This is a genomic window from Chryseomicrobium aureum, assembly GCF_043182735.1.
Lineage (GTDB): Bacteria > Bacillota > Bacilli > Bacillales_A > Planococcaceae > Chryseomicrobium > Chryseomicrobium aureum.
Window position 1 is genome coordinate 866508 of record NZ_CP171117.1, and the last position, 15431, is coordinate 881938.

Annotated in this window: 16 protein-coding genes; all 16 read left to right on the forward strand. The window is 41.0% G+C overall.

Annotated elements, in window-relative coordinates:
- Nucleotides 1–14 precede the first annotated feature (14 nt).
- The 16 genes from leuB to ACF3OH_RS04780 all read left to right on the forward strand — a co-directional run bounded on the left by leuB (nt 15) and on the right by ACF3OH_RS04780 (nt 15407).
- Complete coding sequence (gene leuB, locus ACF3OH_RS04705) at nt 15–1115, forward strand: 3-isopropylmalate dehydrogenase (RefSeq protein WP_392456022.1); 1101 nt, start codon at nt 15–17, stop codon at nt 1113–1115.
- A gap of 15 nt (nt 1116–1130) precedes the next feature.
- Nucleotides 1131–2537 carry a 3-isopropylmalate dehydratase large subunit gene (gene leuC, locus ACF3OH_RS04710; RefSeq protein WP_204588849.1) on the forward strand — a complete coding sequence of 469 codons (1407 nt, stop codon included), beginning with the start codon at nt 1131–1133 and terminating at the stop codon, nt 2535–2537.
- Between the two features lie 14 nt (nt 2538–2551).
- Complete coding sequence (gene leuD, locus ACF3OH_RS04715) at nt 2552–3142, forward strand: 3-isopropylmalate dehydratase small subunit (protein WP_204588850.1); 591 nt, start codon at nt 2552–2554, stop codon at nt 3140–3142.
- A gap of 166 nt (nt 3143–3308) precedes the next feature.
- A complete protein-coding gene (gene hpf / locus ACF3OH_RS04720; protein WP_204588851.1) occupies nt 3309–3866 on the forward strand; it encodes a ribosome hibernation-promoting factor, HPF/YfiA family in 558 nt (185 codons plus the stop codon).
- 118 nt (nt 3867–3984) lie between these two features.
- A complete protein-coding gene (gene secA, locus ACF3OH_RS04725; protein ID WP_204588852.1) occupies nt 3985–6495 on the forward strand; it encodes a preprotein translocase subunit SecA in 2511 nt (836 codons plus the stop codon).
- Nucleotides 6496–6515: 20 nt separating this feature from the next.
- Nucleotides 6516–7617, forward strand: a protein-coding gene (gene prfB / locus ACF3OH_RS04730) for a peptide chain release factor 2 (RefSeq protein ID WP_392456704.1) whose coding sequence is annotated in 2 segments (ribosomal slippage) — nt 6516–6587 and nt 6589–7617 — 1101 coding nt in all. Because the reading frame shifts where the segments join, the coding sequence is not laid out codon by codon here.
- 89 nt (nt 7618–7706) lie between these two features.
- On the forward strand, nt 7707–8573 hold the full coding sequence (locus ACF3OH_RS04735; RefSeq protein ID WP_204588853.1) for a YitT family protein: 867 nt from the start codon (nt 7707–7709) through the stop codon (nt 8571–8573).
- 40 nt (nt 8574–8613) lie between these two features.
- A complete protein-coding gene (cccB, locus tag ACF3OH_RS04740) occupies nt 8614–8943 on the forward strand; it encodes a cytochrome c551 (RefSeq protein WP_392456023.1) in 330 nt (109 codons plus the stop codon).
- A 512-nt stretch (nt 8944–9455) separates the two neighbouring features.
- The gene (gene ftsE / locus ACF3OH_RS04745) at nt 9456–10142 is read left to right on the forward strand and encodes a cell division ATP-binding protein FtsE (RefSeq protein ID WP_204588855.1); all 687 of its coding nucleotides are present in this window, start codon (nt 9456–9458) and stop codon (nt 10140–10142) included.
- Nucleotides 10132–11019 (forward strand): permease-like cell division protein FtsX, encoded by an 888-nt coding sequence (gene ftsX / locus ACF3OH_RS04750; protein ID WP_392456024.1) that lies wholly within the window; start codon nt 10132–10134, stop codon nt 11017–11019. The genes ftsE and ftsX overlap by 11 nt, the downstream gene beginning before the upstream one ends.
- Nucleotides 11020–11057: 38 nt before the next feature.
- Nucleotides 11058–12401, forward strand: coding sequence for a murein hydrolase activator EnvC (locus tag ACF3OH_RS04755; RefSeq protein ID WP_239584737.1), 1344 nt, complete (start codon nt 11058–11060; stop codon nt 12399–12401).
- 66 nt (nt 12402–12467) lie between these two features.
- Nucleotides 12468–13073 (forward strand): hypothetical protein, encoded by a 606-nt coding sequence (locus ACF3OH_RS04760; RefSeq protein WP_392456025.1) that lies wholly within the window; start codon nt 12468–12470, stop codon nt 13071–13073.
- On the forward strand, nt 13070–13636 hold the full coding sequence (locus ACF3OH_RS04765) for a TlpA family protein disulfide reductase (RefSeq protein ID WP_392456026.1): 567 nt from the start codon (nt 13070–13072) through the stop codon (nt 13634–13636). Before ACF3OH_RS04760 ends, ACF3OH_RS04765 begins: the two co-directional genes overlap by 4 nt.
- A 49-nt stretch (nt 13637–13685) precedes the next feature.
- On the forward strand, nt 13686–13853 hold the full coding sequence (locus ACF3OH_RS04770; RefSeq protein WP_392456028.1) for a hypothetical protein: 168 nt from the start codon (nt 13686–13688) through the stop codon (nt 13851–13853).
- Between the two features lie 115 nt (nt 13854–13968).
- Nucleotides 13969–15144, forward strand: coding sequence for a PDZ domain-containing protein (locus tag ACF3OH_RS04775; protein WP_392456030.1), 1176 nt, complete (start codon nt 13969–13971; stop codon nt 15142–15144).
- Complete coding sequence (locus tag ACF3OH_RS04780; RefSeq protein WP_204588861.1) at nt 15141–15407, forward strand: CsbA family protein; 267 nt, start codon at nt 15141–15143, stop codon at nt 15405–15407. Before ACF3OH_RS04775 ends, ACF3OH_RS04780 begins: the two co-directional genes overlap by 4 nt.
- Nucleotides 15408–15431: the final 24 nt, after the last annotated feature.

The following is a 15431-nucleotide window of genomic DNA, read 5'->3' on the forward strand; positions in this document are numbered from 1 at the left end:
TAGGAGGAATGAATATGAAGAAACGAATCGCTGTATTACCAGGGGACGGTATTGGTCCAGAAGTCACGCAAGCGGCTGTCGACGTAGTGAAGGCTACAGCCAAACGGTTTCATCATGAATTTGAATTCCACTATGCAGCAATTGGAGGAGCCGCTTATGATGCGGTAGGTGAGCCACTTCCGGATCAGACGATTGAAGTATGTGCTGCATCAGATGCAGTACTTTTAGGGTCCGTAGGCGGTCCGAAGTGGGATCAGGTAGCTCCTGAAGTTCGACCGGAAAAAAGTTTATTAGCCCTTCGTAAACAGTTTAATCTCTATGCAAACTTAAGACCTGTCAAAGCGCATGAAGCGCTTCAAGAAGCTTCTCCTTTAAAACCTGAAATTGTAGAGGGCACAGATTTTGTAATCGTTCGTGAACTGACTGGAGGGCTTTACTTCTCTGAACCTCGTAAAAAGACAGAAGACTCAGCGGTCGATACGCTCGTTTACACAAGAAAAGAGATTGAGAGGATTGTTGAGACAGCGTTTCAATTGGCACGTAGCCGTAACGGTAAATTGACATCTGTTGATAAAGCAAATGTACTCGCTTCAAGTAAGCTTTGGAGAGAAATAGTAGAAGAAATGCGCACAGGTTACCCGGACGTTACGGTCGAGCACATGTTAGTAGACGCCGCAGCGATGCAATTAATCAAAGAACCATCTTCATTTGATGTCATTGTGACTGAAAATCTGTTTGGTGATATTTTAAGTGATGAAGCTTCTATGATTACAGGCTCTCTCGGTATGCTTCCTTCCGCTAGTGTACGTGACGATTCCTTTGGTGTGTATGAGCCGATTCACGGTTCCGCACCAGATATTGCTGGACAAGGAAAAGCAAACCCTGCCGGAGCGATTCTATCTGCAGCGATGCTTTTGAAGCAGTCGTTTGGACTGACAGCAGAAGCTCAGGCGATTGAAGATGCTGTAGAACGTGTGTTGAAAGACGGATACACAACAGCGGATTTAAAAGGAGGAAGAGTTCTTTCAACAGAGCAATGGACAGCAAAAGTGATAGAAGAATTGGACAGTGAATCTGTCTCAGATAGCATTTGTTTTTCGTACATTTCAGGATAACTGGGGGCACTTTATATGGCAAAAACAATTATCGAAAAAATTTGGGACACCCATATCGTAGTCGAAGAGCAAGGAAAACCAGATCTTCTCTATATCGATTTGCACCTGATCCACGAAGTGACATCTCCTCAAGCGTTTGAGGGACTTCGTATGGCCGGAAGATCAGTTCGACGACCAGATCTCTGTTTTGCGACAATGGATCATAATGTGCCGACTATCAATCGTCAACAGATTACTGATGTAGTTGCTAAAAAACAAATGACAACGCTCGAGAAAAATTGCGAGGAATTTGGAATCCAACTGGCAAACATGGATCATCCCGATCAGGGAATTGTGCATATTATTGGTCCTGAACTCGGGTTGACACAACCGGGGAAAACCATTGTCTGTGGTGATTCTCATACATCTACTCATGGTGCGTTCGGCGCTCTTGCCTTTGGAATTGGAACGAGTGAAGTGGAGCACGTTTTATCCACTCAAACACTTTGGCAGGCAAAACCTAAAACGATGGAAGTACGTGTCACAGGAGAACTTGGATTTGGTGTGACAGCAAAAGATGTGATTTTAGCGATTATCGCAAAGTTTGGTATCGATATGGGAACGGGCCATGTCATTGAATATACAGGTGAAGCAATTCGGAACATGACGATGGAAGAACGTATGACGATTTGCAATATGTCGATTGAAGCAGGAGCAAAAGCTGGTCTAATCTCACCTGATGCTACTACTATCGAATTCCTGCGTGGCAGACGGTATGCACCTCAAGAAAACTTTGAACAATTCGCTGCAGAATGGTTATCACTAGCTAGCGACAAAGAAGCAAGTTATGACACGGTACATGTGATTGACGCGAAAGAAATCTCGCCATTTGTAACGTGGGGAACCAATCCAGCGATGGGGGCGGGCATTCAACACACAATCCCAACACTTGCGGATTGTCCAACAGAAGCGGACAAAGTGGCGTTACAACAAGCTTTAAATTATATGGGTCTTGAACAAGGTCAAGCGCTTCAAGACATTGCCATTCAACATGTTTTCATTGGTTCATGCACCAATGCGCGTCTCAGTGATCTGGTGGAAGCGGCAAAAGTAGTGGAAGGACGACAAGTGGCGAAAGGTGTGAGAGCTCTAATTGTTCCGGGCTCCCAAACAACGAAAAAACAGGCCGAAGAGCTTGGCTTAGACAAGGTTTTCTTAGATGCAGGTTTTGAATGGCGAGAATCAGGATGCTCCATGTGTTTAGCAATGAATGATGACAGTGTACCTGCAGGTGAGCGATGTGCTTCTACAAGTAATCGAAACTTTGAAGGCAGGCAAGGTGCTGGGTCCCGCACACATTTAATGAGTCCAGCAATGGCTGCCGCTGCTGCCATCGAAGGAAAATTAACGGATGTCCGGAAGTATGAAATGGCATTTGTCTAAAAGGAGAGAGATGTATGAAGCCTATTCAATTAATCGCGAGTATCGTCACACCGCTAAATAAAAAGAATGTCGACACGGACCAAATCATCTCGAAAGAATTCTTAAAGCGAATCGAACGAACAGGATTTGGAAAGTACTTGTTTTATCACTGGCGGTATCAAGAAGATGGAGCAGAGAATCCAAGTTTTGTATTGAATGATCCAACATACAGTGATTCTAGAATTCTTGTTGCTCATGAGAATTTTGGTTGTGGGTCTTCACGAGAACATGCGCCATGGGCCATTGGTGATTATGGTTTCCGAGTCGTTATTGCGCCAAGCTTTGCAGATATTTTCTACAACAACTGTATGAAGAATGGTATTTTACCGATTCGTTTACCGGTAGCAGAAGTGGAAGAAATTTTAGCAAAACCGTATTACACTTTGACAGTCGATCTACCCAATCAACAATTGTTAGGGACAGATGGTGTCATGTATAATTTTTCAATCGATCCCTACCAAAAAAAGATGTTACTCAATGGCTGGGATGAGATTTCCCTCACTTTCCAGTACGAGAAGCAAATTAAGGAATACGAAGCGAAACACTTTAAGATGACTGCCATTTGATGGTAGTCATTTTTTCTTGAGTGAAACCTACAGAATTATTGGATAATTAGGCGGATTACGTGTACAATCTTCACAAGTCATCTTTTTTAATTCTTTCAAGAAAAAGAAGGGATTTTGAAGAAGATGTCGAAATAAGTAGTATAGCAATTATAAAGGAGGAGTTTTCATGCTAAACTTTAACATCCGTGGAGAAAATATCGAGGTAACTCCTGCAATTCGAGAATATGTGGAAACAAAAATCGAAAAAATTGATCGCTACTTTAATGAAGAGCTGAATTCTACAGCCAATGTAAACCTAAAAGTTTACAACGACAAACAGACGAAAGTGGAAGTCACAATTCCTATGAAAAATCTAACTCTTCGTGCGGAAGAGCGTCATACAGATATGTATGCAGCGATTGATTTAATTGTAGATAAATTAGAGCGCCAGATTCGCAAACACAAAACAAAAGTAAATCGTAAATTCCGTGAGCGTGAAGGTGTAGGCAGTTATTTTGCTACTACTGAGGGTGCTTTAGCTCCAGAACCTGAAACGGCAGAAGAAGACTACACAATCGTACGTACGAAAACGTTTGACTTAAAGCCGATGGATCAAGAAGAAGCAATCCTTCAAATGAACATGCTTGGTCACAACTTCTTTATCTTTACGGATGCAGAATCAAATGGCACAAATATTGTGTATAAACGTAAAGATGGGAAATACGGATTGATCGAGACAAACTAATTCAGTAAAGCTTCTGCCTCGGCAGGAGCTTTTTTTATGCAAACCGGTAGCTTCGCTTGATGAAGCTTTTCAAAAAGTGGTAAAATGAAAGATAAGTCTGAAATAGGAAGTGACCTTCATGTTAGGTGTATTGAATAAAGTGTTTGATCCAAACAAACGCGAAATTAAAAAACTTGAAAAAATTGCTGATTCTGTTGAAGCGCTAGCTTCTCAAATGGAATCGTTATCCGATGATCAATTAAAAGCCAAGACAACTGAATTTAAAGAGCGTTATACAAACGGCGAAACAATCGATAAATTATTGCCGGAAGCATTTGCAGTAGTTCGTGAAGCTTCTAGACGTGTGTTAAATATGTATCCATTCCGCGTACAAATCATGGGTGCTGCTGCTCTTAATGATGGCAACATTTCCGAAATGAAGACAGGGGAAGGGAAAACATTAACGTCTACAATGTCTGTTTACTTAAATGCTTTGACAGGCAAAGGTGTGCACGTTGTAACGGTCAATGAATATTTAGCAAGTCGTGATGCAGAAGAAATGGGTAAACTGTATAATTTCTTAGGGTTAACAGTTGGTTTAAATACAAATGCATTAACAAAAGCAGAAAAGCGTGAGGCTTATTTAGCAGACATCACGTACTCAACAAATAATGAATTAGGGTTCGACTACTTACGCGACAATATGGTCCTTTATAAAGAAGAGAAAGTACAGCGTCCGCTTCACTATGCTGTAATCGATGAAGTCGATTCTATTTTGATCGATGAAGCGCGTACACCACTTATCATTTCAGGACAAGCATCGAAAGCGGCCTTGCTGTACAAACAAGCCAATGCAGTCGTCCGCCTTCTTCGCAATGAAGAAGATTATAGTTATGATGAATCGACAAAGGGTGTAGTATTAACCGATACAGGTGTTGAAAAGGTCGAAAAATCTTTCGGGATCGACAATCTATTTGATTTGACGCATGTACGATTAAACCACGCTGTGAACCAGTCTCTAAAAGCGCATGTCTCTATGCATAAAGATGTGGATTACGTTGTTCAAGAAGACGAGGTTGTTATTGTTGACTCCTTCACCGGACGTTTGATGAAAGGTCGTCGTTACTCAGATGGTCTTCACCAAGCAATCGAAGCTAAAGAAGGCTTAGATATTCAAAATGAATCGATGACGATGGCAACAATCACGTTCCAGAACTTCTTCCGTATGTATGAGAAGCTATCAGGTATGACAGGTACAGCGAAAACAGAAGAAGAAGAGTTCCGTAACATTTACAATATGGACGTTGTTGTTATTCCTACAAATAAACCGATTATTCGTGACGATCGAGCGGATTTGATCTATGCGTCTACAAAAGGGAAGTTTGAAGCAGCTGCAGCAGATATTGCTGAAAAACACAAAAATGGCCAACCAGTTTTGATTGGTACAGTTGCAATTGAAACGTCAGAGATCATCTCTGCTCTTTTAACAAAACATAAAATTCCGCATAATATCTTGAATGCTAAAAACCATGAAAGTGAAGCGCAAATTATTGCCGATGCCGGTAAAAAAGGTGCAGTAACGATTGCTACGAACATGGCAGGTCGTGGTACGGATATTAAATTAGGTGAAGGTGTATTAGAAACTGGCGGTCTTGCAGTAATCGGAACGGAGCGTCATGAATCACGACGTATTGATAACCAATTACGTGGACGATCTGGTCGTCAAGGTGACCCTGGAGTTACACAATTCTACTTGTCATTAGAAGATGAATTGATGCGACGATTCGGTTCGGACAATATGAAATCAATGATGACTCGCTTAGGACTAGATGATACGCAACCTATTCAGTCAAAAATGGTATCGCGTGCAGTAGAATCCGCTCAAAAGCGTGTGGAAGGAAATAACTTCGATGCACGTAAGCGATTGTTACAATACGACGATGTCCTTCGTCAACAACGTGAAATCATTTACAAAGAGCGAAATGAAGTGCTCGAAACAGATAACATGCGTGCACTCGTTGAGAAAATGATTGAAGAAGTCATCGATCGTACTGTGGATGTGCACACGACTGCAGAACAGCCTGCAGAGTGGAACTTAAAAGCCATGACAGATTATATTAAAGCGACTTTATTACCTGAAGAATCTGAAGCAGAATTGAATTTTGAAGGAAAAGATCGCGAACAGATTCGTGAAGAGCTAAAACAGCTGATTACAGCAGAATACAATGGAAAAGAAGAACGCTTTACGGAAGAACGTATGCGTGAGTTCGAGAAAGTTATTTTACTTCGTTCGATTGATACAAAATGGATTGATCATATCGATGCGATGGATCAGTTGCGACAAGGGATTCATTTACGTGCTTATGGACAAACGGATCCGCTTCGTGAATACCAAAATGAAGGATTTGCCATGTTTGAAACGATGGTTGCCTCAGTTTCAGAAGATGTTGCGAAGTACGCAATGAAAGCAGAAATCCAACAAAATCTTGAGCGTGAAGAAGTAGCAAAAGGGCAAGCTGTTAATCCCAAAGATGATGGCAAGCCAGTCAAAAAACAACCCATCAAAAAAGACGCAGAAGTCGGACGTAACGAACCATGTCCATGTGGAAGTGGAAAAAAATATAAAAACTGTCACGGTGCAGTTAGCTAATTAGCGGAGGAATTACCATGATTGAATTATCAGCAGCACGCGCAGAGCTCGAACGCTCAACGCAAAAAATCCAAGACTTTAGGGGGTCTCTTTGACTTAGAAAACAAAGAGGCACGCATTCAAGAGCTGGATGAACTTATGACGTTCCCAGACTTCTGGGATGACGCACAAAATGCGCAAAAAACAATCAATGAATTGAATGGATTAAAAGCAATTGTTGACCAATACAATACGTTAGTAGACGATCAAGAAAATCTTGAAATGACAGTGGAACTGTTAAAAGAAGAACCGGACGAGGACTTGCATGCAGATCTTGAGAGTAGTTTAAAAGAGCATCAAACAGCACTTGCAAACTTTGAGCTCCAAATGCTACTTAGCGAAGAACATGATAGAAATAATGCGATTTTAGAACTTCACCCAGGAGCAGGTGGAACGGAGTCACAAGACTGGGGTTCTATGCTATTGCGCATGTATCAACGGTGGGCAGACAAACGAGGATTCAAAGTGGAGACACTTGATTATTTACCTGGAGACGAAGCGGGAATCAAGTCCGTAACTCTTCTCATTAAAGGACATAATGCTTATGGCTATTTAAAAGCGGAAAAAGGTGTACATCGTCTCGTGCGTATTTCACCCTTTGATTCTTCAGGTCGCCGTCATACCTCATTCGTTTCCGTAGATGTGATGCCAGAATTCAATGAAGAAATTGAAATCGACATTCGAACGGAAGATTTAAAAATTGATACGTACCGTGCAAGTGGAGCAGGTGGACAGCATATCAATACGACAGACTCGGCTGTTCGTATCACGCACTTACCAACAAACACAGTCGTTACATGCCAAACGGAGCGCTCCCAGATTAAAAACCGTGAACATGCAATGAAGATGTTGAAGTCGAAATTGTATCAATTGCGGATTGAAGAACAAGAAGCAGAACTTGCTGCTATCCGTGGTGAACAAAAAGAAATTGGATGGGGTTCTCAGATTCGCTCGTACGTATTCCATCCGTATTCAATGGTCAAAGATCACCGAACAAATGAAGAAAGTGGAAATGTTCATGCCGTTATAGATGGAGAACTGGACAACTTTATTCACGCATATCTTCGATCAAAAATCCAATAACGCATTCTCATCCACTATGGTATACTCTACCGTAGTGGATTTTTACGAGTTGAGAAGGATTAGCTGAGTGTGAAAGGCGAAGTGCTTATATGAAGGAAAGAAAACCTAGAAAAGAAGAAACGCCAATCGTCCGAGAAATCCGGGATTATATTTTTATTATTATTGGAGCAGCCATTGTAGCGGTTGGATTCAATGTATTTCTCTTACCAAACCAGATTGCATCGGGTGGGGTAAGTGGTATCAGTACGATTCTCTACTCTTTATTTGGATGGCAGCCAGGGATTGTACAATACGCATTCAACATTCCATTGTTTATTGCGGGTGTAATCATTCTTGGTAGAAACTTTGGAGTGAAATCATTTGTCGGAACTATCACTTTGCCAGCAGTGGTACTTGCTACTTCAAGTTGGGATGCTTGGACTATGAATCCTCTCCTTGGTGCCTTATTTGGTGGAATTGCTGTCGGTACAGGACTCGGCCTTGTCTTTAGAGGAAATGCTTCGACTGGTGGGACGGATTTGGCAGCTCAGATTATCACGAAATACACAGGCCTGTCGTTAGGTACCAGTGTCCTTCTCATTGATGGATTGATTGTTATTTCAGCAGCAGTGGTATTTGATATTGAACGGGCTCTTTATGCTCTGATTGGTCTTTTCACAACTACCAAAACAATTGATATTATACAACTCGGGTTCAGCCAATCGAAAATGGTGCATATCATAACGTCTGAAGAACAAGCTATGAAGGAAGCCATTTATCAACAAGTCAATCGTGGTGTCACAAAGATGACGGGGATTGGTGGTTATACGGAAGAACCACGTCCCATCTTAATGGTGGTTGTGTATCAAACAGAATTTACAAAGCTGAAACAAGTCGTAAGAACTGTAGATCCGAAAGCGTTTGTGATTGTTTCGGATGCATATGAAGTTCTTGGTGAGGGTTTTAAACGGTATTAACTTTGGTATACTATAGGAAAAGAGAAAAGGAGTGTTTTGGATGAAAAAATTGCTTCTTAGTTTGACAATTACTTCTGCATTTTTACTTGCTGCTTGTGGAGGAGATTCAACAGAAGAATCTGCACCTACGGATTCTGGGAATGTAGCAGATGTAGATGCTGAGGCTGTAGTGAATCAGCGTTGTATTAGTTGTCACGGTAACAATCTTGAAGGACAAGGAAACTTCCCAGCTCTTAATGATGTTGGATCACGATTAAGTGAAGCTGAAATCTTAACAGTTATTCTTGAAGGTAAAGGCGCGATGCCAGGTGGAATTATTGAAGGTGCTGAAGCGGAAGCAGTAGCAGCTTGGTTAGCGGAAATGAAATAGTATTAGATGTGGAGAACGCCACTCTAGAAACTCCGAGGAAATCAGACGTGCCCGTGAAGGCGTTTTTCAGCCTTTGCGGGTGCGGCTGATTCCGGAGCGTGTTTCTGGCGTTCGCAACTCGATTCCATTCGGAGGCGCAACTCGATTACTCTAGATGTCGAGAACGCCACGCTTGAAAAGTTGGGTTCCATTCCGGGGCTGCTTTCCGAAGGCGCGGCGTGAGCCTCCTCGTCGCAGGCTCCTGTGGGGTCTCACGTTCCGACTTGAATCCCACTGGAGTCAGCCCCTGCACTACACTCAACTTAATAGTAGATGCAGAAATTTTTGCAAAGCAATCTAAAAAATCTACTGAAGAGCTGAACTAAATCAGCTCTTTTTTTCATGGTAAAAGATAAACCTCTTTCATCGCTTTTTTAGCAAAATGAAATATACCTGTAACATTAAAACTTTTTTTCGATGTTATAATGAACCTGTTGCGCTTAACGAAGTATACAAAATAGGTGGTTAGAAATATGATCCAAATGAAAGATGTCTATAAGAAGTATCCAAATGGTATCGTGGCAGCGAACGGGATTACAGTAGACATTAAACAAGGAGAGTTTGTATATGTAGTTGGACCAAGTGGCGCGGGAAAATCTACATTTATCAAAATGATGTACCGAGAGGAAAAGCCTACAAGTGGTGACATAATTATCAATGGCATCAACTTAGCAAAAATAAAGTCGAAGAAAGTGCCTCTTTTAAGACGTCAGATTGGCGTCGTCTTCCAAGACTTTAAATTACTCCCTCGTATGAATGTGTATGAAAATGTTGCATTTGCATTAGAAGTAATAGAAGAAAGTCCAAAGGTGATTCGCAAACGAGTTATGGAAGTATTAGACCTCGTTGGACTTAAGCATAAAGCTAGAATGTTTCCTACTGAATTGTCAGGTGGAGAACAGCAACGGATTTCAATTGCGCGCTCCATCGTCAACAGGCCAAAGCTTGTCATTGCCGATGAGCCTACCGGAAACTTAGATCCGGATACATCCTGGGAGATTATGAATATCTTCAAAGAAATTAATTCTCGGGGAACGACCATTATTATGGCTACCCACAACAAAGAAATTGTAAACACACTCAAACACCGTGTCATTGCAGTTGAAGGCGGAATGATTGCCCGAGATGAAGCAGAAGGAGACTACGGGTATGAAATTTAGAACATTCGGACGTCACGTGAAAGAAAGTTTTCGAAGCATTGCACGAAACGGATGGATGACATTTGCTTCTGTAAGCGCTGTAACCGTTACACTACTCCTAGTAGGTGTGTTCGTCGTTATCATGATGAACTTAAACAAACTAGCAGACGATCTAGAAAATGATGTTGAAATGAAAGTGTTTGTAGAACTTACAGCAGAAGATCAACAGATTACGGAACTAGAACAACAGATAGCTGATACATTAGGTGTTCAAGAAGTGGTTTACTCCACGAAAGAAGACGAGCTTGTAAAGCTTGCACAAGATTTCGGGAATGATCTTCAGTTGTTTGAACAAGACAATCCATTACATGATGTATTTTATGTGAAAGCAGCAACGCCAACAGAAACAGCAGCAGTAGCTACTCGAATTGAACGATTGGATCAAGTCTCACGAGTTGAGTTCGGTAAAGGAAAAATTGAACGATTATTTGCGGTACTAGACGTTAGTCGAAATGTTGGACTTGTATTAATTTTAGGGTTGCTATTTACAGCAATGTTCTTAATCTCGAATACGATCCGCATCACAATTGTTGCACGACGCCGTGATATAGAAATCATGAAATTAGTTGGAGCGACCAACTGGTTCATTCGCATTCCTTTTGTGTTCGAAGGGATGTGGCTAGGAATTATGGGAGCTTTGTTGCCGATGACACTTGTAACAACAGCCTACTACGCAATTTACAATGAGCTTCAACCAAGACTTGCGCAAAGTGAACTGATTACACTCCTTCCACCAATGCCATTTTTACTGCAAGTGAATGGCTTGATTCTTGTCATGGGAATTATGATTGGTATTTGGGGAAGCTTTATGTCTGTTCGTAAGTTTTTAAAAGTATAGAGAAAACGTACCAGTGAAAGAAAGGGGAAAATGAACGCATGTCGACAACGTCTCGGAAAGTGAAAATGGCAACATGGCTTACAGCTGCAACCTTACTATTTACAAGTGGAACGGTTTCCGCTGCAAATTTAGATGAACTAAAAGAGCAACAACAAGAATTAGAGCAACAGAAAAATGAATTGAACTCTTCAATTGAACAGAAAAAGGGAGAGATTCAAGAAAAAGCGAGCGAAATTTCAACAATTGAGGACAAAGTCCAAAAGCTAAGTGATGAAATTGTAGAAACTGAAAAAAAGATTGAGGAAGTTCTCGCTGAAATTGAAGTGACACAAAACGAAATTGCAGACCTGCGAGCTTCTATCGTTGAACTTGAAAAGAAAATCGAAGAGCGTGATGCACTTCTGCGCGATCGAATTCGTGCGGTTCAATTGAGTGGGGGATCTGTAAATTACGTGGACGTTCTGCTTGGAGCAAATTCATTTATTGATTTCATCGACCGCTTCTCAGCTGTTAATACATTAATGGAAGCTGACCGACAAATCATTCGTGATCAAGCAGCTGATAAAAAACAACTAGAAGAAGAAAAAGCTTTGGTTGAACAAAAACTACAGCAGCAAGAAGATCAAAAAGCGGAATTGTTAAAACTGAAAGAATCTCTAGACGGTCAAAAAGCGCAAATGAACGATTTGTTAGACCAGCTTGAAGAAGAGCAAAACAAGCTGAAAAATGAGCAACAAGCTATGGAAACAGATTATGAAGAAATTGCGAATTTAAGTGAAGAAACAAAAAATAAAATTGTAGCCGAGCAGCAACGTATTGCAGAAATCGCTCGCCAACAAGCTGAAGAACAACGCCGTAAAGAAGCAGCTGAACGCAAAGCACGTGAAGAAGCTGCAGCACGTAATGCAAATTCAGGTGGTGGATCTAGTAACACAGCACCAGCAGTATCGGCGCCAGCAGTGTCAGCTGGAGCTTGGACGAAACCTGTAAATGGACGCCTTACTTCTGGTTATGGATACCGAGTACATCCTATTTATGGCACTGGACGCATGCATTATGGTGTAGACTTTGCCAACAGCATCGGTACACCAGTTGTTTCAGCAGCTGCTGGAGTAGTCAGCTATGCAGCTCCATTTAGCACGTACGGAAATGTTGTAATGGTTACGCATAATATTGATGGCCAAACATTTACATCTTTATACGCTCACTTAGACTCTATTGGTGCATCCGTTGGACAATCTGTAGGAAAAGGTCAACAGATTGGTACTTTAGGGAACACTGGGAACTCAACGGGACCTCACTTGCACTTCGAAATTCATGTTGGTGGCTGGAATGGTATGGCTGCAAACTCAGTGAATCCACTTCGCTATATTCCAATGTGATGAAAAGCAGTTCACTTTACGTGAGCTGCTTTTTTCTTTACGATAAGTGTAGCTAGGAGGAATAGTGTGACGACTACAGATTGGTACATTATTTATTCATTGACGATGCCATCTTCATGGCTTGCTTTTTTCATCTCGATTGTCGCTGTGGCAATAACTCTTTATTTACGTTTTGATAAACAACTGACAAGTATTTTTATAGATGCGTCACTTGCTTTTATACTTGTATGGAAGCTGAGCGTTATTGTTACTGATTTCCAAACAGTACTCAATCAGCCACTAAGCATACTCTACTTTAATGGCGGATACGTAGGAGTGGGGATGGGGACTATCGCCGGATTATATGTACTTTTTAAAACGAACTATTTAGAACCAAAAAACTATCGTACATTTCCTTTACTGATGAGTAGTTATTATCTGTTCTTTATGGTGCTACTTAACGAAAATAATCCAGCACTTGAGATTTTTATACTTGCAACTGCACTTAGTGCACTGGTTCTCACATGGATAGGAAATCAAAGATTACTGCTAGGAGTAGCCGTCCTTCTTTTTTTTAGTACATTTTTCCAACCCCTAGGGGTATTTCAGCCGTATACATTTCTGTTAATTGGCGTAGGTATAGGAATAGAAGTCTTTATCCGATTTTCAACTAAAAAGGTGGTAGCAACGTGAAAAAAATCATTGCATTACTAGGGCTTGCTGTTTTGATTGGAATGGCAACTTATTCATTTGCACAAGAAAACGCAGATACAGTAGACTCATTAAATAATGAACAACTAGGGACGGATATGGCTACTAGTCCAAACTCTACATTACAAAAAGGGGATATACCTCCTCAGTTTACGCTACAGACACTTGACGAAAAACAAATCACATTAAGTGAGTTGAAGGGGAAAAAGGTAATTTTAAACTTCTGGGCGACATGGTGCCCACCTTGTAAGGCAGAGATGCCGCACATGCAAAAATTTCATGAACAGTATGGGGATGAAGTCGAAATAGTTGCGGTAAATCTTACTAGTAAAGACAGTGGTATTGATAAAATCGAGCAGTTTGTAAGAGATTACGAATTAACATTTTCTATACCACTAGATGAAACAGGTGATGTTGGCGATGCTTATGAAGCGATTACGATTCCGACCAGTTATATTATTGGAACAGATGGCCGGATACAACATAAAATTGTTGGGCCAATGGATGAAGCAATGATGGAACAGTTGATTAGTTCTACGCCATAAACGAATAATCAGAATCCTCCTCTCGTATAGTACGATGAGGAGGCTTTTTTTGAAACGGTTTCTACTAGTAATCAGTAGTGTAATCCTACTTACTGCTTGTGATGTAACCAATGACCAACCTGCCGTTCGCGATTCACCAACTCTCCTACAAGATGTTCGTGAGCTAATTAAACGTCACAGCCTTTATGATGTTTCAGATTATACAGCTATTTGCTGAAAACAATGATGAAACGATTCGATTAGCACTTGATTACTTTTCTCAATCTCAATAAAAGTATACTTTTCTTATGGTTGCTTTGCTAAAATAGAAAGTAACCGCTGGGAGGGATACGATGGATCAACAATTAGTCATTGAAATACTGTGGAATATCGGACAATTCTTTGTTCATCCTGTTTTCTACTTAGCACTAGCAGCAGCCGTTGCCGCTGGATACTTCCGTGTGAAACGAGAGAGACGAGATTATCGAACACGATTAAGCCCAGGTTGGACAGAACTGAAAGGGCTTTTCTCAGGCGCATGGCTTGGTATTTTAGCATCAGCACTATTATTTGCTGTCGGCGTTCTCTATTATCCTGAGTTTTTACTTCTTCTTGCAGTTGTCGCACTTGTTGCACTGGTAAGTTTTCAATTTCAAGTGCTCTCTGCAGCTTACATAATTCCTGTAGCTGTTGTTATTTGGTTTATCATTTATCAACTATCTTATACATTATATGCGGGGCCATTTACGTTTTCTGCCTCAAACTTTTCCGTCGAGCAACTTTGGTCAATTGGTGTATTAGTCGGATTACTTCTAGTGATAGAAGGCATTGTGTTGAAGAAGCAAGGCTTAAAAATCATCTCACCACAAGCGGTACGTACAAAACGTGGTGGTTCAGCTGTGCAATACAAAACAAAACAAATCTGGTTAGTGCCTATGATTTTTTTAATTCCCGGTGACTGGTTTGGGACTTATCAAACATTTTGGCCGTTAGTCGAATTCGGTGAAACTTCATTTGCACTTGTGGCGTTCCCACTAGTGATTGGCTTTCAACAAATCACAAAATCTAGTTATGTTGCTGAATCTATTCCAAAACGAGCAAAAGAAATTCTGTATCTAGGAATCGGAATAGTCATCCTATCCATTTCGGGAATATTTGTAGCTTGGATTGGTGTGGTTGCACTGGTACTTGCTTTTGTTCTTCGTATGTATTTGGATAGTCGGAGCTATCATGCACAAAACACAGGGTACTACAAGGTAGCTCCAGTAGCTGAAGGCATTCAAATCGCAGGAGTTTTACAAGGGTCTCCAGCTGACAAGATGGGCCTCGAGATTGGAGAACGAATTATGAAAGTGAACGGACAACGTGTATTCAATGAACAACAACTTTATGAAGCAATACAAATTAATGCAGCACATTGCCGTCTTGAAGTTCTCGATCACAATAATGAACTTCGCTTGAAACAACATGTTTTGTTCAGGCATGATCATCATCGACTAGGTTTGATGATAGCAAGGCCGACATCATGAATGATTTAAGCCAAGGCACCCAGTTGTTGTTAGCACTGTTCGTACCTGGACTGTTGGTTGTTTTATTTACGCGCATAACTTTCAATAAGTGGGTAGCACTTGTAATTACGATTGCACTATTCACAGCATCTGTTATTGCAGGTTATACAAGAGAATGGATTCATTACATCGTGGATGCGGCATCTATGACAATCGGATTTTGGTACGCAACTCGTATGATGAAAAAACAAAATTCACAAGACGAAACGACTCTGTCTAAGTGACAGAGTCGTTTTTGTGAACAATGT